The following is a 20,235-nucleotide window of genomic DNA, read 5'->3' as shown; positions in this document are numbered from 1 at the left end:
AAACGACAATAGCGACGGAATGGCAAAAATGAGAAATGTAATTAATGTTTTCTTAATGTTAACGACGAAGCACCTACCCAATCCGACAGTGCGCGACGGGAGATTTTAATCCCTCCGGCTTTGAGTTCGGGTGGTAATGTCAGCCAGCACACCGGTTGTTGAAAGCGGGCCAACTTATCTTTAACCCACTCAGCCAGATTGGTATCACCTGCGCTGGCGTCATATTCAACGACTGCTACCGGACGATGCCCAAACTCTTTATCTTCTATCGGCACAATAAAAGCTTGCAGAACATGCGGATGCCCTGCAATCACGCGTTCCACTTCTTCCGGCTGGATGCCTTCCCCACCGCTAAAGAACAGATTGTCCATACGACCGACAATCGTTAACTTGCCGTCCATTAACACACCGCGATCGCGGGTGGCAAACCAGCCTTCCGCGTTCACTAATGGAATAAGCTGCCCATTACGCCAGTAACCTTGCGCCATGCTGGCGGCTCGCAACCAGACTTCGTCGTTAACGATCCTGACTTCCCGCCCCGGTAAAGCAGAGCCCACATCCGCCCGGCCATCCGCTTCTTTCGCACAGACCGTAGAAGCAAACTCCGTCAGGCCGTAACCGCACCAGCAACGAATCCCCTGTTTGCGCGCTTGTTCGGTCAATTCCACAGGAATTGCCGCGCCACCCAATAGTACAGCTTTAAGCGATACCGGCGTGTTGTTGACCAGCAAGCGCCACAGCTGTGTGGGAACCAGTGAAGCGTGGGTACATCCAGCCAGCATTTGCTCAAGCGGCTGCTTGTCGCGCACGGTCATTCGTGCCCCGGCAAACAACCAGCGCCACAAAATACCCTGGCCGGAAACATGAAACAGCGGTAGCGAGAGCAGCCAGTCATCTTCAGCGCCAAACGGCATTAATGACAGCACACCCTGAGCGCTCGCCAGATGTGCCTGACAGGTATGAACTGCCGCTTTTGGTAATCCGGTAGAACCTGAGGTTAACGTCATCGTGCTCAAACGTTCGGGTAACCACGCGGCGGCATGCTTGCCCGGCAATACCTGCATTTGCAACGGATTGAGTCCCGGAAGTGCGTGAGTGGACTCCAGATCCAGCGCAAAACGCAGCGTTAACTCGGGGACCAGCGCATCAAGCAGCGGCTGAGGCAACTGTGGGTTCACAGGTAAAACCCGCGCTCCACACTGCAACAGTGCCAGCCAGGCCAACAATGCTCGCGGATGATTCCAGGCGCGAAGCAGAACACCATCGCCCTCTTCCACGCCCTGAGCGGCAAAGCCGCAGGCCAGATGGTCGACACGTGTACAGAGGTCGTCCCAGCTTAATACTTCATCATTGAGTCGTAGGGCTGGCATATGCGCACGAATCTGTCGCCAGTGGCGCCAAGGCCAGTTTCCGGGGTGTAACAGGCCCGATATGCTTACGCTATCGGGCATTTCCCACTGGGTCATAGCAGGCGTTCCAGCGCATCAACGTTGATACACGGCAACGCGCTGCCCGGCCAGGTGCGTACCTGCTGGCATTGCATCAGACTCAGGGTATCCAGACCCGGAATGGTCTGCGGTGTCAGCCAGGCGGCAATTCTCGCCAGTTGGGTTAAGCCGAGACTCGACTCGATCGACGAACTAATAACCGCGGTGAGACCAAGTGCATGCGCCGCTGCAACCTGTTCGCGCACTTTATCGAGACTGCCCGTCAGCGTAGGTTTGATAACCACAGCCTTAACGCCCTCTTCGGCTTCGAAGGTGAAATCCGCTTCACGCAGACTTTCATCCCAGGCGATAGCAATGCCGGTTTCTCGCGCGAAAGCACGGGAGTCGTCGCGGGTTTTACATGGCTCTTCGAGGAAGGCAATGCGCCCGCGATACTCAGGATTGACATATTTCGCAAACTGCTGAGCTTTTAACGGCGTCCAGGCGCGGTTGGCGTCAAGACGCAAATGCAGCTCCGGAATCGCCTCAAGCAGCAGGTTGGCAACCATGCCGTCGCGAACAGCTTCATACAGTCCGACCTTGATCTTCGCCACTTTCTCACCCGGCATATCCGCCAGTTGCAGGACCAGATCGTCAGGATCGCCCGTACACAGCGGCGCAGCACGGTAGTCCGCCGCATCCGGCAGAGTACCTGCCAGTTCGGCCAGCGCACAGCTTGCGCCAAAGGCGACCGAAGGCAGTTGCGGCAAGGAAGCATTGCCCTGTAGCCAACCGTTGACCCAGGCCAGCAGCTCAGTTTGCGCCTCTGCCCAGCTTTCCTGACTGAAGCCCGGCAGTGGGGAGATCTCTCCCCACCCTTCGCGCTCGCCGTCACGAAGACAAACGTACAGCCCGTCACGCGTTTTTAACCGCCTGTCGCGCAGAATCACCCCCGCGTCCATGGGGATCTGCCAGCGGTATACCTGCGCGCTACGCATTACGGATTCCGTTTGAATTTGCTGAAATCAGGCTGACGTTTCTGGTTAAAGGCATTGCGGCCTTCCTGACCTTCTTCCGTCATGTAGAACAGCATCGTGGCGTTACCCGCCAACTCCTGCAGACCCGCCTGACCATCGCAGTCGGCGTTCAGCGCAGCTTTCAGGCAGCGCAGCGCCATTGGGCTGTTTTGCAGCATCTCGCGACACCAGCGTACAGTCTCTTTTTCCAGATCCGCCAGCGGAACGACAGTGTTTACCAGACCCATATCCAGCGCTTGTTTTGCATCGTACTGACGGCACAGGAACCAGATTTCACGTGCTTTTTTCTGACCGACGATGCGCGCCATGTAGGAAGCGCCCCAACCGCCGTCGAATGAACCGACTTTCGGTCCGGTCTGACCAAAGATTGCGTTTTCAGCGGCAATGGTCAGGTCGCACATCATGTGCAGCACATGGCCGCCGCCGATGGAAAAACCTGCAACCATCGCCACGACCGGTTTCGGACAGGTACGAATCTGGCGCTGGAAGTCCAGCACGTTCAGGTGATGCACCCCGGAGTCATCCTGGTATCCGCCATAATCGCCACGTACTTTCTGATCGCCGCCAGCGCAGAACGCTTTATCGCCCGCACCGGTCAGAATAATCACGCCGATGTTGTCATCATAGCGGGCATCCGCCAGCGCCTGGATCATCTCTTTCACGGTGACAGGACGGAAGGCATTACGTACCTGTGGACGATTAATGGTGATTTTTGCGATACCGTCGGTGGATTTCTCGTAGAGAATGTCGGTGTAGCCTTCAGAGCAATCGTGCCATTCTACCGGTGCGTAAAGCATTGTTTCATCAGGATAGATCATAAAATGTCCTATAGTCAGCGACGCAGAATCTGAGCCAGACAGTCCACCACGCCAGCGGGATTGTCCCGATGGGCGTTGTGCCCGGCATTACGAATCACATGGTTTGGTACTGACATTTCCGTCGCCAGAGCGCGGAATTTATCGTCACGTTCACCACATAAATAATAAAACGGAAATGTGCGCGTAGTGAGTTGCGCACGTAAATCAGGTTGTACTGCAAGCGAGGTGGCCTCCAGCATTGCCGCCAGTGTTTGCCCGTTATTCTGGCTACGCAGTTCGACCAGCGCCTCTCTTTGCACGACATTCAGCGAGGAAAAAACCGGCTGTTGATACCAGTCATTAAACACCTCGCACAGCGGCTCCGTGCGAAAACGCGCAGCCCAGCGGCTATCTGAGAGACGACGCTGGGCGCGTTCATCTTCGCTTTGCAGCCCTGGATGCCCACCTTCAACTACCAGACCACACAGTCCGGACAACGCCTGACAGGCCGTCATCATCGCGACCCTGCCACCAAGAGAGTATCCCACCAGCCAGTAGTTAAGTATGTTGTAACTAAATAAAGTATTACGCAGCAGTTCACTGACGTCATCAAATCCGCTTACGCTGATGTCAGCGGACCCACCATGTCCCGGCAGGTCGATATACAGCCGCGAATAATTTCCAAATGCTTCGCCAACCGTCTGCCATTCCCGACAATCACCCGAAAAACCGTGCAGGAAAACCAGCCAGGGAGATCCCGTCTGGCCCTCGTTCGCCTGCGCGTGCAGGATCATAGATGGCTTACCTGCGCCAGCAGTTGCTGCAAGGTTTGCGCCCCGTCAGTTTCGTTTACCACCAGCTCAATCACCGTTGCCGCCGGAGTACGCCAGGCGTCAGTCAACGCACTCTCCAGTTGCTCCCAGTTTTCCGGACGCTGGTATTTAAGGTCAAACATGGCGGCAGCATGCTCAAAATGCACGTTCTGCGGCATCAGATAAAACCGTTCGCGTTCGTTTGCTGGCGTCGGCAGCAGGGAAAAAATTTGTCCGCCGTTATTATTGACCACGATCAGGACAAACGGCGCGGAAACCTGACGCAATAACGCCAGCGCATTGAGGTCATACAAAGCAGATAAATCGCCGACGATAGCCAGCGTCGATTTCGCGCTGGCGCGCTGTACGCCGGCTGCAGTTGACAGCAGGCCGTCAATGCCGCTCGCGCCACGATTGCTATAGACCGGGTAACCAGCCGGAAGCTGCGACAGCGCATCAATCAGGCGCACCACCAGGCTGTTGCCCACGAACAGCTGCCCCTGTTCCGGTAAATAGTCGCGAATGCGATGGGCCAATTGCGCTTCACCAAACGCGTCACGACGGGCCTCTACCGCCTGCCAGGCCAGTTGCGCCAGGCGAGGGATCTCCACACACCAGGGCTGGCGTTTCTCCGCCGGATGCAGTTCCAGCCAGTCACCAACCTTCGCGACCAGCCTGCGCCCACGATGGTGAGCCGGATCGAGACGACCTTCGATATTATCAATAATCCAGTATTCCTGCGGATCACAGCTGGCCTGCCATTGCAGGAGTCGTTTTCCGGTCAGGCTGCTGCCAAGCTGCACCACAATCTGCGCCTGCTGTAATTCAGCCACCGCTTTCGCATTCCCGAGCCACAGGTCGGCGCACGGCAACGGTTGTCCGGTTTGCGACAGAACATCGCCAATCAACGGCCAGCCTAGCATCTGCGCCCATTGCGCGACTTTCTTACCTTCTTCCGCGCTCATGCGTCCCGCAATCACGACGCCGCGTTTTTGCCGCCAGAAAAACCAGTCACGCTGTTTGTCGCTCTCCAGCCGACGTGCTTCACGCAGCCAGGGCTTATCATCCTGCCACCAGTCGCCAAGGCGCTGCTGCCAGGCGATCCCCGTTTCGTCCATGTCTCCATACAGCGGCTCCGCAAACGGGCAATTGATATGCACCGCCCCGCTGTGCAGCGCAGCTAAAGCGTTATCAATGGTGGATACCAGCCAGCTTGCCGGAATATCTTGAGTCGGGCGCGGTAAAGAGAGCGTCTGCGACGGATGCGAAGCAAACATACCGGTCTGACGGATTGCCTGGTTAGCGCCACAGTCGATAAGTTCAGGAGGTCGGTCAGCCGTGAGTAAAATCAGTTTTTCACCAGTCAGGCCCGCTTCAATCAACGCGGGATACAAATTCGCTACCGCCGTACCGGACGTCACAATCACGGCGACAGGCTGTCGGCTGACTTTTGCCAGACCTAAGGCCAGATGCCCAAGACCACGCTCATCAAAATGAGTATGGTGGATAAAAGCAGGATTTTCCGCGGCTGCCAGCGTCAACGGTGTAGAACGAGAGCCAGGGGCAATACAGACATGCCTGACGCCGTGGCGAGTGAGTGCTTCAAGAATGACCGCCGCCCAGCGTCGGTTAAATGCGCTTACTGACATGAGATTGTCCGGTATCAATATTGCGACACAGTATAAAGAATCGAATAAATGGATTTTTGATATGAGTCGGTAATGTGTGACTCATTAGGCTTCCATCTGTAATAAAGTACGTAAACCCGCCGCTTTGTTGTCTATTTCTTGCCATTCCTGCTCAGGATCTGAGCCATGCACGATCCCTGCCCCGGCATACAGGCGTACCACGTTTGCGCTAATTTTTGCCGAACGTAATGACACGCAAAACTCACTTTGCCGCAGTGAAAGATAACCCGCAGAACCGGCATACCACTCGCGCTCAAAGGGTTCATTATGTTGGATAAAGTCTCGCGCCAGTTCACGCGGGATCCCTGCGACTGCCGCCGTGGGCTGGAGCTGCATCAGGCAAAGCGTATCGTCGGCCTGATTCAGTTCCGTCCAGATACAGCGGCGCAGATGCTGCACTTTGCGCAGTCTGAGCACCTGCGGCGGCAGCACGTCGAGAGTTTGCGTACAACCTTGCAGACGCTGGCAAATATCTTCGACCACCAACATATTCTCGCGTTGATTTTTATCATCTTTCATTAACCATTCGCCCAACTGCCAGGCCCGATGATCCTCAGGGTGGTTGGCAACGGTTCCGGCCAGAGCTTCAGTACGCAGAGCCTTGTCACGCCGCCGATACAGACGTTCAGGGGAAGATCCAAGAAAAGCGGAATCGGCGGAGAATGCCATAAAGAAATGGTAGCAGTTCAGGTTTAAGCGACGGCTGGATGCCATCATGGCCGCGGCATTAACCGACTGAGAAAACTGTAAGTCGGTCGCTCGCGCCAGCACGACCTTATCGAGTTCTTCCCTATTGATCGTTTGCGTGGCGAGTTTTATCAGTTTTGTCCAGCCCGCTTTGTCCGGCCAGTTCTGCTCGCCGGTCAAACTGAGACGCAATGCGGGTAGCGGCTTAACATTGGCGAGCGATAAGATAAACGCCACTGCCTGCGCGGCGTCGTCACGCAGCGATACGTCGCTGTAAAGATGTAGGCGTAAGCTCGCCACCCCGGCACAACGTCGCCATTCCAGTCGCGGCAGCAGCAAATTGCCGCGCTGGGGCTCAAAGGCATTCAGACCCCAAATACGCAGGTCGGGATGATTATCATGCTGGTGTAAAAAATGCTGAGCTGATTCCAGCGAGGAAAATGCGGCGACGGCTCCCAGTACGGCGGCCTCTTCGTCGCCGTTACGCTGCTGCCAGTAAAACTGGGGCCAGACGGGTTGACTGGCCAACCATCCTAAAGCGTCAAACGCATCATTCAGTGGGAAAGGTATGTCGTAAATACGAATTCCAGGTGCGGCTGGTATCTCTTGCGACAAATGACGCATCAGACTTTCCAGCGCAGTAGTGATTGAATGCACGCGGACCTCTCCCTGTTAAAAACCTCACATTATACGGGGTACTGAACAGAAAAAGCAGTACCCCCAGTTAGGGAGTACGTATAAATGCGCTGACGGAATGGAATTTATCGCCGTGCTAACAATAATCCCATCACTAAACCGACCGTTGCGCCAACGCCGATTCCGCGCCAGGGCTTTTCGTGCACATAGTCATCCGCCCGGCAAACGGCTTTTTTGGCGCGGTAATAGTAACTGTCAGAAGCGTGGCTGACGCGATTTCTCACTTCTTCTAACGCCCGCTCTGCCCGCGCTTTTAACTCCAGGTACTTTTGATCGGCTGGATCGCCCGAAGAACGCAACACTTCCTCCAGCGTTTCACTCAATAATTCCAGATCGTCATCGATGCGTGATTCATAAGAATGAAAAGACATTTTATTCTCCCTTTCTATTGACGTACCCGCTAACTATAGACAATCAGACGTATTTGCGCCTGTTTACGCGCGATGCGCTTCCCGCGCCATACCAATGTGTGGAATACCGTCTTCGTCATAGACATCCGTCACCGGAACAAAGCCAAAGCGCGCATAGAAAGATTGCAAATGCGCCTGCGCCCCCAGATACAGCGCCATGTGCGGCCAGTGTTGCGTACAGGATGCCAGCGTCTGAGTCATCAGTTGTTGCCCCAGTTTTTCACCACGCAGCGCTTCGCTTACAATCACCCGTCCAATCACCACCGGCTCCAGCTCGTCATCGCTTTTCAGAATCCTCGCATACGCCACCAGCTCATCGTTATGCCAACCCAAAATGTGCCGATTCTCACCCATCAGGTCATCACCATCCACATCCTGGTATGGACACTGTTGCTCAACAACAAACACCGCACAGCGAAGCTGGAGAATCGCGTACAACTGCTGTGTATTCAGCTTTGCATGGTGGAGATCTTGCCAGTGAATCATCGTCTGCCCCTTTGTTGTGATAACCTGAACACCCTGCCTTATTGATGGCGAAAAGTGTAACGCGAAAATGGAATTACTATTTTTAGGCACGTCTGCGGGAGTCCCCACGCGCTCACGCAATGTAACGGCAATTTTACTGAATCTGCAACACCCGACACAGGCGGGGCTGTGGCTTTTCGATTGTGGTGAAGGTACGCAGCATCAAATGCTCACCACGCCATTTAATCCGGGAAAACTCGATCGTATTTTTATCAGCCATCTGCACGGCGATCACTTGTTTGGTTTACCGGGGCTGCTGTGCAGTCGTTCAATGGCTGGGAACGTCCAACCGCTAACGCTCTACGGACCCAAAGGGTTGCGGGAGTTTACCGAAACCGCTTTACGTCTGAGCGGCTCCTGGACCGATTATCCGCTGGAAATTGTGGAAATCACCGCAGGTGAGATTGTCGATGACGGCCTGCGTAAAGTCACGGCGTATCCCCTGGAGCATCCTCTGGAGTGTTACGGTTTTCGTGTTGAAGAACACGACAAACCCGGTGCGCTTAATGCCAGCGCCCTGAAGGCGGCAGGCGTTAAATCGGGCCCGTGGTTTCAGGATTTGAAAGCCGGGAAAACCATCGTACTGGAAGATGGTCGCACAATTAACGGTACCGATTTCCTCTCCCCGGCAACCCGAGGAAAATCCGTGGCTATTTTCGGCGATACCGGACCTTGCGCATCCGCCATTGCCCTGGCGCGAGGTGTGGATGTAATGGTGCATGAAACCACCCTGGACGCCTCAATGGAGGAAAAAGCCAACAGCCGTGGGCACAGTTCGACCCGACAAGCCGCACAGCTGGCTTTGGAAGCCGGAGTGGGACGCCTGATCATGACCCACGTTAGCTCACGCTATGATGAAAAAGGCTGTCAGCGTTTGCTTGAAGAGTGCAAAGCGATTTTTCCAGACACGGAACTGGCTCACGATTTCGCCATTTTCACCGTTTAGTGCTCCATTTTTCCGCCTCAGTGCCGATAACAGTGGAAAGGCTGGCTTTCACACTGAGGACAGGATGAACAATTTCCAGAAAGATATTGACGACAGGACAAACCTAACCCTGTCTAACCGTTTTGAACTGCTGCTGTTTCGCCTTGGCAAATCCGTTGAGGAGCAGAAATCAGAGCTGTTTGGCATCAACGTATTCAAACTGCGTGAAATCGTACCGATGCCGACCTTTACGCGTCCGGCAGGCATGAAGGCACCACTTTTGGGGATGGTTAATATTCGCGATCAGGTCATCCCGGTGATTGACCTGCCTGCCGTCGCAGGCTGTAAGCCAGAGACCGGACTCAACATTCTGTTGATCACGGAATATGCCCGTAGCGTCCAGGCGTTCGCGGTGGAGTCAGTGGAAAACATCATGCGTCTGGACTGGCAACAGGTGCATACCGCCGAGAAAGCCGTCAATGGTCGCTACATTACCAGTATCGCCTGCCTGGACGACAATAAAGAAACCAACAACCTGGCGCTGGTACTCGATGTTGAGCAAATCCTGTACGACATCGTACCATCGAACCACGATCTGCGCGCAACAGAGCTGAAAACCAATAAGTTCAACATTACGCCGGGTGCGGTGGCGATAGTGGCAGATGACTCAAAAGTGGCTCGCGCGATGCTGGAGAAAGGGCTTAACGCCATGGAGATCCCACACCTGATGCATGTGACGGGCCAGGATGCGTGGGAAAAAATTCAGCAGCTAACTGAAGAAGCGGAAGCAGAAGGCAAGCCAATTAGCGAGAAAATTGCTCTGGTGCTCACCGATCTGGAAATGCCGGAGATGGATGGTTTTACGCTTACCCGTAAGATAAAAACCGACGAACGCCTGAAGAAGATCCCTGTCGTTATTCACTCCTCGCTTTCCGGTAGCGCTAATGAAGATCACGTCCGCCGAGTGAAAGCCGATGGCTACGTGGCCAAATTCGAAGTCAATGAGCTTTCTTCAGTAATCCAGGAAGTGATGGATCGCGCGGCACACAATCTTGAGGGACCGTTGGTAAGCAGACAGCTTTTGAATTAAATATTTTTCACGCATAAAAAAACCCGCCAAGGCGGGTTTTTTCGTTATTGCATGTAGCCTTACATCAGCGGAGCCGCTAACTGCACGATGCTGATCAGCGGTTGCGGGTAGATACCCAGCACCAGTACCAGCAGGGCAGAAATCAGCACCACAATACCGCCCGCGCTGTACTGCCAGTTGGATGGCGCATCGCGGTTCAACTGCTGTGGTGCGCTCAGATACAGGCTTACGGCAACGCGCAGGTAGTAGTACAAACCAATCGCGGAACCGACAACCACGGCAGCAACCAGCCACCACAGGTTAGCCTGCACACCGACCGCCAGTACGTAGAACTTACCGATAAAGCCCAGCGTCATCGGGATACCTGCCAGAGAAAGCATCATCACCGTCATCACTGCTGCGAGGATCGGACGATGCCAGAACAGGCCACGGTAGGAGAACAGAGAATCGGCATCCGGACCACGATACGGGCTGGACATCAGGCTGACCACACCGAACGCGCCGAGGCTGCTGAACAGGTAACCGGCCAGATAAACGCCAACGGCTTCCATCGACATCTCGCCGCTCTGCAGGGCAATCAGCGCCACTAACAGATAACCGAGGTGAGAGATAGAAGAGTAACCAAGCAGACGTTTGATATTGGTCTGACTCAGCGCCATCAGGTTACCAAAGATGATGGAAGCAAAGGCAATCACGCCCAGAACGATACGTACCGCTTCGCTATCACCGACCGGTGCGTACAGGAACAAACGCATTACCACGCCGAAGATAGCGATTTTGCTCGCCGTCGCCAGGAAGGTGGAAACCGGAGCCGGAGCTCCCTGGTAGACGTCTGGCGTCCACAGATGGAACGGAACCAGCGAAAGTTTGAAACCGAGGCCAACAATCATCAGACCGAAGCCCGCCAGCAGCAGCGGTTCGCTCAGCATGCCATCGCCGAGGCTCTTACCGAGCGCGACAAACGACAGATTGCCAGACTGCGCGTACACCAGCGCCATACCGAACAACAGGAAGGAAGAGGCTGCGGCAGACAGAATGGTGTATTTGATACTGGCTTCCAGCGAACGTTTCTGACGGAATGCATAGCCAACCAGACCAAACAGCGGCAGAGAAATAAGCTCAATACCAAGGAACAGCGCCGCCAGATGGTTAGCGTTAGCCAGCAGAATACCGCCGAGCGCCGCAATCAGTACCAGCAGGTAGAACTCTTCCCGGTTGTCGTCGTAGCCTTCCAGCCACGGGTAAGCGAAGGTACAGGTGGCAAGACTCGCCAACAGCACCAACCCGGTGTAGAGCATGGCGAAACCGTCAACCCGCATCAGCGGGGTGACGTCCATGGCGCCCGCCTGGCCAACAAACCAGAGCGAAACCAGCGCGGCGTTAAGCCCAATGACCGATAACGTGGCATTGAGGAAGTGATTGCGTCGCCACGCAATGGAGAGCATCACAACCACCACCGTCAAGCCGACGATCAGCAGCGGTAGCAGCGCAATCAGGTGTTGTGGAGTTATTGTCATGGCGATTTACGGCCTTGTAGTAGTAACGGAATTAACAAACCACTGCTGGATGTTGCTCATCGCAGAATGCGAGGTATCCAGAATCGGCTGCGGATAGAAGCCAAGCAGTACCAGAAGCACGACCAGCAACAGGATGATAAACAGCTCACGCAGCGACATCCCTGGCAGTTCAACACTGGCAATCTGGCTCTTCGCCTTACCGAAGTAAGCGCGATGCAGCATCGCCAGCGAGTAAACGGAGGCAAACACCAGACCAAAGGTTGAGATCACGGTAATAACCGGAACCACCTGGTAGCTGCCGAAAAGAATCATAAATTCGCCAACGAAGTTACCTGTACCCGGCATACCCAGCGTACACACTGCGAAGAACATTGACAGCGCAGGCAACCATTTCATTTTGCCCCACAGGCCGCCCATCATACGCATATCACGCGTGTGCAGACGTTCGTACAGCTGACCACACAGGATGAACAGGCCGGCTGCGGACAGACCGTGCGCAATCATCTGAATAACCGCACCCTGGTACGCCAGCTGGCTGCCGGTGTAGATAGCAATCAGCACGAAGCCCATGTGCGATACGGAAGTGTAGGCAATCAGACGTTTGATATCGTACTGATTAAAGGCCATCCACGCGCCGTAGAAGATACCGATAACGCCCAGCCACATGGCGATAGGCGCAAACTCCGCCGACGCGTTCGGGAACAGCGGCAGAGAGAAGCGCAGCAGACCGTAGGCCGCGGTTTTCAGCAGAATCCCCGCCAGGTCAACAGAACCTGCGGTCGGTGCCTGGGAGTGCGCATCCGGCAACCAACCGTGCAACGGAACTACCGGCATTTTCACCGCGAAGGCGATGAAGAAGCCCAGCATCAACAGATATTCCACGCCGTGGGACATCGGGGTGTTCAGCAGCTCTTCATAGTTGAAGGTCCACACGCCGGTCGCTTTGTAGTGCACAAACACCAGCGCCAGGATGGCAATCAACATCACCAGACCACTCGCCTGGGTATAAATGAAGAACTTGGTTGCCGCCGTGATACGCGTTTTACCGTCAGAGGCTTTATGCCCCCACAGCGCGATCAGGAAGTACATCGGCACCAACATCATTTCCCAGAAGAAGAAGAACAGGAACATGTCGATGGCAAGGAATACGCCGATTACGCCGCCTAAGATCCACATCAGGTTCAGGTGGAAGAAGCCCTGATATTTTTCGATTTCATTCCAGGAGCAAAGTACCGCCAGAACACCGAGCAGACCGGTTAGCACCACCATCAGCAACGACAAACCGTCGATAGCAAGATGAATAGAGATGCCAAAACGTGGGATCCACGGCAGGACAAACTCAGACTGCCACTGCGGAATGCCAGCGGATTGCGTCAGTGAATAGCCGCCCTGCAACCACAGTTGCAGGCCAAGCGCCAGCGTCAGTCCCATGGTAATCAGCGCGATCCAGCGCGGCACCTTCACGCCAAAGCGTTCGGTCTGCCAGCACAGGAAGCCACCGATAAAGGGAATCAATATTAGCCAGGGTAGTAACATGGCGATTTTTATTCCTTTTTAAGGCCCCTAACAGAGGCCTGATTTTCAACGAATTTGGATAAAATTCACTTTACGATCAACGCAGTACCATCAACAGTGCCAGCACAACAACGGCGCCGATGCTCATTGATGCCACATACCAACGCAGATAGCCGTTCTCGCTGAGCAGCAGGCCTTTACCTGCAAAGCGAGACAGGATCGCCGGAATGTTCATCATTGAGTTCAGCGGATCGCGTTTCAGCAGCCATGCCACGCCAAGGAACGGCTTGACGAACACTTTGTCGTACAGCCAGTCGAAGCCCCAGGCGTTATACCACCAGGTACCCAGCAAACGGCCCGGCGCACTGTTGGCAATCGACGTCACCAGCGTGCGTTTACCCAGCCACAGCCATGCTGCGATCAGGATGCCCGCAATCGCGACGATACCGGAGGTAATTTCCAGCGTCATAACGCGCCCATGCTCAAGCTCGGTCGTCGCAGGCAGTACACCATGAAGCGGCGGCACAATCAGCGCGCCAACGAAGGTGGACAGGATCATCAGCACAATCAGCGGCAGATGATGGGTAATCCCCTTCCCGGCGTGAGCGTGAATTTGTTCTTTTCCGTGGAACACGATGAAAATCATACGGAAGGTATACAGAGAGGTCATGAACGCACCGACCAGACCTGCCACCATCAGATTGATATGACCGTTCGCCATCGCACCGGCCAGAATCTCATCCTTACTAAAGAAGCCTGCGGTAATCAGCGGTAGAGCCGAAAGCGCCGCGCCACCGACCAGGAAGCAGGCGTACACCAGCGGAATAGACTTACGCAGGCCGCCCATCTTGAAGATGTTCTGTTCGTGGTGGCAGGCCAGAATAACCGAGCCGGATGCCAGGAACAGCAGCGCTTTAAAGAAGGCGTGCGTCATCAGGTGGAAAATCGCCGCATCCCATGCCTGAACCCCAAGCGCCAGGAACATGTAGCCAATCTGGCTCATGGTGGAGTAAGCGAGAACGCGTTTGATGTCGGTCTGTACCAGCGCAGCAAAACCCGCCAGCACCAGCGTGATAGCACCGATAATCCCCACCAGATGCAGGATTTCCGGGGTCATCAGGAACAGGCCGTGCGTACGTGCAATCAGGTAGACACCAGCGGTAACCATCGTTGCGGCGTGGATCAGCGCGGAGACAGGCGTTGGACCCGCCATCGCGTCGGCCAGCCATGTTTGCAACGGCAGCTGCGCAGATTTACCGACCGCACCGCCCAGCAGCATCAGGGTCGCCCACATCAGCATGTTGTTGCCGTCTGCAAAGTGCGCAGGTGCCAGCTCCACCATCTCGCGGAAGTTAAGCGTACCCAGCTCGTTGTAGAGAATGAACAGCGCGAAGGCGAGGAACACGTCACCGACACGGGTCACCACGAAGGCTTTCATAGCCGCTGCGCCATTCTTCGGATCGGAGTAATAGAAACCGATCAGTAAGTAAGAGCACAGGCCCACACCTTCCCAGCCCAGGTACATCAGCAGCAGGTTATCCGCCAGTACCAGTACCACCATGCTGGCGATAAACAGGTTGGTGTAGGCGAAGAAACGGGAGTACCCCTCTTCCCCGCGCATATACCAGGAGGCGAACATGTGGATCAGGAAGCCGACGCCGGTTACCACCGAAAGCATGGTCAGCGACAGACCGTCCAGCACCAGGTTAAAACCGATGTTGAAATCACCGACCGACATCCACGTCCACAGCGGCTGGCTGTAGACCTGCTGGCCATTAGCAAAGAAATCAACGCCAACAAACGCAGTGACCAGCGCCGCCAGGCCAATCGACCCAACGCCCACAGTCGCGGAGAGATTTTCTGACCAACGACCGCGAGAGAACGCCAGTAATACAAAGCCAATAAATGGCAGAATAATGGTTAAGGCAAGCATGTTCATCCACGCATCTCACTTACTGAATCAATGTTCAGGTTCTGGCGACGGCGATGAAGTTGCAGCAACAGCGCAAGTCCAATGCTCGCTTCCGCAGCCGCAAGGCTGATGGCGAGAATGTACATCACCTGACCATCGGTCTGGCCCCAGTAACTTCCGGCGACCACAAAGGCCAGCGCGGAGGCGTTAATCATGATTTCCAACCCGATCAGCATAAACAGCAGATTGCGGCGGATAACCAGACCGGTCAAACCCAGGACGAATAAAATCGCAGCGAGGATCAGTCCATGTTGTAAGGGGATCATGCGTGCTCCTCCGTTTTTCTTTTCGCGCGGTCATCGGTGCGATTGCTCAGCACTTCACCTGAACGCTCTTCGCGCCCCACGTGGAAGGCCACAACCAGACCCGCCAGCAGCAGCATCGAAGCCAGTTCGACCGCCAGTACATACGGTCCGAACAGGGAAATCCCGACTGCCTTCGCGCTAATTGGCGTCCCGTCGATGCCCTGATCGTTAACGCCCAGAATGGCGTAAACAATGACCACCAGCATGATGGCCGACAGAATCGCCGGTCCAATCCACACTTGAGGTTTCAGCCACTGGCGTTCCTGTTCAATTTCAGAACCACCGAGGTTGAGCATCATTACCACGAATACGAACAGCACCATGATGGCGCCCGCGTAGACGATAATTTCCAACGCACCCGCGAAGTAAGCGCCTAACGAGAAGAACACCCCAGAAATCGCCAGCAGCGAAATAATCAGATACAGCAGTGCGTGTACCGGATTGGTGTGGGTGATCACCCGCAAGGTTGCGAGAATGGCTATCAGGCCACAGATATAAAAAGCGAACTCCATTGCCCCTCTCCTTACGGTAACAGGCTCTTGACGTCGATAGGCTTGGCTTCGTTCTCAGCTTCGCCCTTATCTTTGCCGTCGATTGCCATACCTGCCATCCGGTAGAAGTTATATTCCGGGTATTTGCCCGGACCGGAGATCAGCAGATCCTCTTTCTCGTAAACCAGGTCCTGGCGCTTGTACTCACCCAGCTCGAAATCTGGAGTCAGCTGAATAGCCGTTGTCGGACAGGCTTCTTCACACAGGCCGCAGAATATGCAGCGTGAGAAGTTAATGCGGAAAAACTCCGGATACCAGCGGCCATCTTTGGTCTCTGCTTTTTGCAAAGAAATACAGCCTACCGGACACGCTACCGCACACAGGTTACAGGCAACGCAACGCTCTTCACCGTCTGGGTCACGGGTCAGAACGATACGGCCACGGAAACGGGGCGGTAGATAGACCGGCTCTTCCGGGTACATCTGCGTTTCGCGTTTCGCGAACGCATGCAGGCCGATCATCCAGATACTGCGTACCTGAGTGCCGAAACCTACGAACAATTCTTTTAAGGTCATGGTCTTTGTGTCCCTTATTGCGCCTGCCAGAGAATGACAGCCGCCGTTACCAGCAAGTTGACGAGCGTCAGCGGCAGACAAACTTTCCAGCCGAAGGACATTACCTGGTCATAACGAGGACGCGGTAACGACGCACGAATCAAAATGAACATCATCATGAAGAACGCGGTTTTCAGCGCGAACCAGACGAATGGCGGTAAGAACGGGCCATGCCAGCCACCGAAGAACAGGGTAACCATCAACGCAGAAATGGTGACAATACCGATGTACTCACCCACGAAGAACAGACCGAATTTCATACCGGAATATTCAATGTGGTAACCATCTGCCAGTTCCTGCTCGGCTTCTGGCTGGTCAAACGGGTGACGGTGACACACCGCCACACCCGCGATGGCAAAGGTGACAAAACCAAAGAACTGCGGAATTACGTTCCAGATATCAGCCTGGTTGTTGACAATGTCGGTCATGTTAAATGAACCGGCCTGTGCCACCACGCCCATCAGGGAAAGTCCGAGAAACACTTCGTAGCTCAGCGTCTGCGCAGACGCACGCATCGCACCGAGCAGCGAGTATTTGTTGTTGCTCGACCAGCCGGCGAACAGCACCGCGTATACCGCGAGGCCTGCCATCATCAGGAAGAACAGGATCCCGATGTTCAGGTCGGCAACCACCCAGTTCGGACTCACCGGCACAATGGCGAAGGCCAGCAGCAGCGAAGTGAAGGCGATCATCGGAGCCAGGGTAAAGATGACGCGATCCGAGAATTTCGGGATCCAGTCTTCTTTAAAGAACATCTTGATCATGTCCGCAACCAGCTGGAGCGAACCACCCCAGCCAACACGGTTCGGTCCGTAACGGTTCTGGAACAGACCCAGCAGACGACGTTCGCCAAAGCTCATGAATGCCCCGCAGGTGACCACCACCAGCAGGATCACCACAGCTTTGAGAATGCTCAGCAGGATCTCAATCAGATCGGGTGTAATCCAACTCATTGTTGTGCCTCCTGCAGATCCTCAAGACGCGCACCTGCCAGAACTGGTGCGATGCCCGGCATACCCATCGGCAAACCAACCTGCCCTGCCGTTAATCCTTCAGCGATTTCAACCGGCAGCGTGACCGTAATACCATCGTAGCTGAAAGAAACGCGCGTACCGGCATTGACACCTAACTTCGCGGCATCTGCCGGGTTGAGTTTAATGTACGGCTGCGGCATACGGGTCTGGAAGACCGGCGCACGCTGGGACATTTCGTCACTACCAAACAGGTGATAGTAAGGCGCGATACGCCACTGACCTTCCTGAGCCTGGAAGCTCGCCGGAACGGTCGTGAAATAATCCATACTCCCCGCGGAAGCTTCGATCAGACGCACACCCGGATCGCCATGGCGCAGTTTACCGCCCACTTCATCCTGGAACTTGTTCCACGCCTGTGGGGAGTTCCAGCCTGGAGCCCAGGCAAACGGAATTTGTGAACGCGGCGCAGACGGCTGGTTGTTCCCTTCCATAGAGAAAGCGAACATGGTGTCTTTGTCCTGCGGCTGACGCGGTTCGTGTACGCTGATGTTGGCGCGCATTGCGGTACGCCCACTGTAGCGGTGCGGTTCACGCGCCAGTTTCTGTCCACGGATACGGAAGCTTGCGTCCGGTGCGGCATCTTTAATACCCGCCAGTTGCGGCAACTTCTCAACGACCGCGTCGATAACGTGGTCGAGCTGCGTCCAGTCCACTTCACGGCTCTGCACGGTGCTGTGCAGCGAGTGCAGCCAGCGCCAGCTTTCCAGCATTACGGTGTTGCTGTCGTAGTAGGATGGGTCATAAACTTGGAAGAAGCGCTGGGCGCGGCCTTCGTTGTTAATCACCGTACCATCGCTTTCGGCGAAGCTTGCGGCGGAAAGCACCAGATGGGCGTTTTCCATAATCGCGGTGCGCTGATGGTCAACAACCAGTACCAGCGGCGCTTTCGCCAGCGCGGCATCAACGCGGGCGGCTGAAGCATGGCGATGCAGGTCATTTTCCAGCACCACAACGGCATCAGCGCGACCTGTTTCCAGCTCGGTCAGCGCATCGTCAAGAGACCCCCCCCCCATCATGCCGAGGCCCATGCTGTTAACCGAGCGAGCAATCATGGTGATGCCGACGTCTGCGCCACGGCCTTTCAGCGCCTTCGCCACGTTGGCTGCAGCCTGAATCACTTCGGCGCTACCTGCGTTGGTACCGGAAATAATCAGTGGTTTCTTCGCCCCGGCCAATGCCTGAACGATAACGTCAATTTTGTTCTGCAGGTCACGGTCGATACCGTCAACCGCCGGAGCGTTGTTATCCAGCGCGTGGGCGATAGCGAAACCTAAACGCGCCTGATCTTCAACCGGCGCACGGTAGGTCCATGCCGCGATGTCATCCAGACGGGTGTTATCGACGTTGGTAACGAACAGCGGGTGCTTGGCGCGCTGGCCGATGTTAAGGATGGCCGCGATCTGCCAGTCAGCCACTTTTTGTGCCGCCGCCATTTCGCGAGCTTTCCCTTTCACCGCCTGACGCACCGCCAGCGCAACGCGCGCACCAGTCTGGGTCACATCTTCACCCAGCACCAGGACTGCATCGTAAGACTCGATTTCGCGCAGTGCCGGCGTATGAATGCCGCTGTCACGCAGCACGCTCAGTGCCAGTTGCAGACGCTCCAGCTCACCCTGAGCAATACCGGTATAGAAGTTATCCGCACCGACCAGCTCACGCAGCGCGAAGTTACTCTCAACGCTGGCGCGCGGAGAGCCGATACCGATCACTTTCTTCGACTGACGCAGAATGTCAGCCGCGCCCTGCATCGCCTGTTCGGCGTTGAGGGTGATCAGGTCATCGCCACGGCGCTGTACTGGCTGACGCGGACGGTCTTTCAGGTTCACGTAACCATAACCGAAACGACCACGGTCACAGAGGAAGTAGTGGTTAACGGTACCGTTGTAGCGGTTTTCGATACGGCGCAGTTCGCCATAACGCTCACCCGGGCTGGTGTTACAACCAATGGAACACTGCTGGCAGATGCTCGGCGCAAACTGCATATCCCATTTACGGTTATAACGCTCGGAGTGCGTTTTGTCGGTAAACACGCCGGTCGGGCAAATTTCTACCAGGTTACCGGAGAATTCGCTTTCAAGCGTACCGTCTTCCGGACGACCAAAGTAGACGTTGTCATGTGCGCCATACACGCCCAGATCCGTGCCATCAGCATAATCTTTGTAGTAACGCACGCAGCGATAGCAGGCGATGCAGCGGTTCATTTCGTGAGAGATGAACGGCCCCAAATCCTGGTTGCGGTGTGTACGCTTCGTGAAGCGGTAACGACGGAAGCTATGACCAGTCATGACGGTCATATCCTGAAGGTGGCAATTACCGCCCTCTTCGCAGACCGGGCAGTCGTGCGGGTGGTTGGTCATCAACCACTCGACGACGCTTTCGCGAAACTGCTTCGCTTCTTCGTCATCAATTGAAATAAAGGTGCCTTCGGTGGCAGGTGTCATACAAGACATCACCAGGCGACCACGCGTATCTTCCGCGTTCTGATATTGCTTCACCGCACACTGGCGGCAAGCACCGACGCTTCCCAGCGCCGGGTGCCAGCAAAAGTACGGAATATCAAGGCCAAGAGATAGACAAGCTTCCAGCAGGTTGTCCGCTCCGTTGACCTCATATTCTTTGCCGTCTACATGAATCGTAGCCATAGTCAGCATGCTTCCAGTTGGCTTAGTCAGAGACTAAGCGTTAATCGAATT

18 protein-coding genes are annotated in these 20,235 nt (G+C 55.2%); 2 read left to right on the top strand and 16 right to left on the bottom strand.

What is annotated here, in order from left to right; all coding sequences use genetic code 11:
- Nucleotides 1-41: 41 nt before the first annotated feature.
- The 8 genes from menE to On2M_RS06800 all read right to left on the bottom strand — a co-directional run bounded on the left by menE (nt 42) and on the right by On2M_RS06800 (nt 8,040).
- Nucleotides 42-1,466 (bottom strand): o-succinylbenzoate--CoA ligase, encoded by a 1,425-nt coding sequence (menE, locus tag On2M_RS06835; RefSeq protein ID WP_210904537.1) that lies wholly within the window; start codon nt 1,464-1,466, stop codon nt 42-44.
- Entirely contained in the window at nt 1,463-2,425 is a 963-nt protein-coding gene (gene menC, locus On2M_RS06830) for an o-succinylbenzoate synthase (RefSeq protein WP_210904536.1), read from the bottom strand. Before menC ends, menE begins: the two co-directional genes overlap by 4 nt.
- Nucleotides 2,425-3,282, bottom strand: a complete 858-nt coding sequence (menB, locus tag On2M_RS06825) for a 1,4-dihydroxy-2-naphthoyl-CoA synthase (protein WP_003027671.1) — start codon at nt 3,280-3,282, stop codon at nt 2,425-2,427. The genes menC and menB overlap by 1 nt, the downstream gene beginning before the upstream one ends.
- Before the next feature lie 14 nt (nt 3,283-3,296).
- A complete protein-coding gene (gene menH / locus On2M_RS06820) occupies nt 3,297-4,055 on the bottom strand; it encodes a 2-succinyl-6-hydroxy-2,4-cyclohexadiene-1-carboxylate synthase (RefSeq protein ID WP_151219917.1) in 759 nt (252 codons plus the stop codon).
- Nucleotides 4,052-5,722, bottom strand: coding sequence for a 2-succinyl-5-enolpyruvyl-6-hydroxy-3-cyclohexene-1-carboxylic-acid synthase (gene menD, locus On2M_RS06815; RefSeq protein WP_210904535.1), 1,671 nt, complete (start codon nt 5,720-5,722; stop codon nt 4,052-4,054). Before menD ends, menH begins: the two co-directional genes overlap by 4 nt.
- 84 nt (nt 5,723-5,806) lie before the next feature.
- The gene (gene menF / locus On2M_RS06810) at nt 5,807-7,105 is read right to left on the bottom strand and encodes an isochorismate synthase MenF (RefSeq protein WP_151219918.1); all 1,299 of its coding nucleotides are present in this window, start codon (nt 7,103-7,105) and stop codon (nt 5,807-5,809) included.
- Between the two features lie 104 nt (nt 7,106-7,209).
- Nucleotides 7,210-7,515, bottom strand: coding sequence for a stress response protein ElaB (gene elaB / locus On2M_RS06805; protein ID WP_003027683.1), 306 nt, complete (start codon nt 7,513-7,515; stop codon nt 7,210-7,212).
- Between the two features lie 63 nt (nt 7,516-7,578).
- A complete protein-coding gene (locus On2M_RS06800) occupies nt 7,579-8,040 on the bottom strand; it encodes a GNAT family N-acetyltransferase (RefSeq protein ID WP_187253459.1) in 462 nt (153 codons plus the stop codon).
- A 67-nt stretch (nt 8,041-8,107) separates the two neighbouring features.
- Here On2M_RS06800 and rbn point away from each other — a divergent pair, with 67 nt between their 5' ends.
- Nucleotides 8,108-9,025 (top strand): ribonuclease BN, encoded by a 918-nt coding sequence (gene rbn, locus On2M_RS06795; protein ID WP_187253460.1) that lies wholly within the window; start codon nt 8,108-8,110, stop codon nt 9,023-9,025.
- A gap of 64 nt (nt 9,026-9,089) precedes the next feature.
- Entirely contained in the window at nt 9,090-10,094 is a 1,005-nt protein-coding gene (locus On2M_RS06790; protein WP_151219921.1) for a chemotaxis protein, read from the top strand.
- A gap of 59 nt (nt 10,095-10,153) precedes the next feature.
- Here On2M_RS06790 and nuoN read toward each other — a convergent pair whose 3' ends face one another.
- From nuoN to nuoG, 8 genes are all read right to left on the bottom strand, one after another.
- Nucleotides 10,154-11,611, bottom strand: coding sequence for an NADH-quinone oxidoreductase subunit NuoN (nuoN, locus tag On2M_RS06785; RefSeq protein WP_048211072.1), 1,458 nt, complete (start codon nt 11,609-11,611; stop codon nt 10,154-10,156).
- Nucleotides 11,612-11,617: 6 nt separating this feature from the next.
- A complete protein-coding gene (gene nuoM / locus On2M_RS06780) occupies nt 11,618-13,147 on the bottom strand; it encodes an NADH-quinone oxidoreductase subunit M (protein ID WP_003027692.1) in 1,530 nt (509 codons plus the stop codon).
- Nucleotides 13,148-13,223: 76 nt separating this feature from the next.
- Nucleotides 13,224-15,065, bottom strand: a complete 1,842-nt coding sequence (gene nuoL / locus On2M_RS06775) for an NADH-quinone oxidoreductase subunit L (protein ID WP_210904534.1) — start codon at nt 15,063-15,065, stop codon at nt 13,224-13,226.
- The gene (gene nuoK, locus On2M_RS06770) at nt 15,062-15,364 is read right to left on the bottom strand and encodes an NADH-quinone oxidoreductase subunit NuoK (RefSeq protein WP_000612644.1); all 303 of its coding nucleotides are present in this window, start codon (nt 15,362-15,364) and stop codon (nt 15,062-15,064) included. Before nuoK ends, nuoL begins: the two co-directional genes overlap by 4 nt.
- Nucleotides 15,361-15,915, bottom strand: a complete 555-nt coding sequence (gene nuoJ, locus On2M_RS06765) for an NADH-quinone oxidoreductase subunit J (RefSeq protein ID WP_003028059.1) — start codon at nt 15,913-15,915, stop codon at nt 15,361-15,363. The genes nuoK and nuoJ overlap by 4 nt, the downstream gene beginning before the upstream one ends.
- A gap of 11 nt (nt 15,916-15,926) precedes the next feature.
- The gene (gene nuoI / locus On2M_RS06760) at nt 15,927-16,469 is read right to left on the bottom strand and encodes an NADH-quinone oxidoreductase subunit NuoI (protein ID WP_003028062.1); all 543 of its coding nucleotides are present in this window, start codon (nt 16,467-16,469) and stop codon (nt 15,927-15,929) included.
- A 14-nt stretch (nt 16,470-16,483) separates the two neighbouring features.
- Complete coding sequence (gene nuoH, locus On2M_RS06755) at nt 16,484-17,461, bottom strand: NADH-quinone oxidoreductase subunit NuoH (RefSeq protein WP_003028063.1); 978 nt, start codon at nt 17,459-17,461, stop codon at nt 16,484-16,486.
- The gene (nuoG, locus tag On2M_RS06750) at nt 17,458-20,184 is read right to left on the bottom strand and encodes an NADH-quinone oxidoreductase subunit NuoG (RefSeq protein ID WP_210904533.1); all 2,727 of its coding nucleotides are present in this window, start codon (nt 20,182-20,184) and stop codon (nt 17,458-17,460) included. The genes nuoH and nuoG overlap by 4 nt, the downstream gene beginning before the upstream one ends.
- Nucleotides 20,185-20,235: the final 51 nt, after the last annotated feature.

The sequence above is a fragment of the Citrobacter sp. On2M genome, from assembly GCF_018035235.1.
In the GTDB taxonomy this organism is placed as follows: Bacteria; Pseudomonadota; Gammaproteobacteria; order Enterobacterales; family Enterobacteriaceae; genus Citrobacter; species Citrobacter meridianamericanus.
The sequence above is the reverse complement of the archived record's forward strand: the minus strand, read 5'-3'. Positions and strand labels throughout refer to the sequence as shown.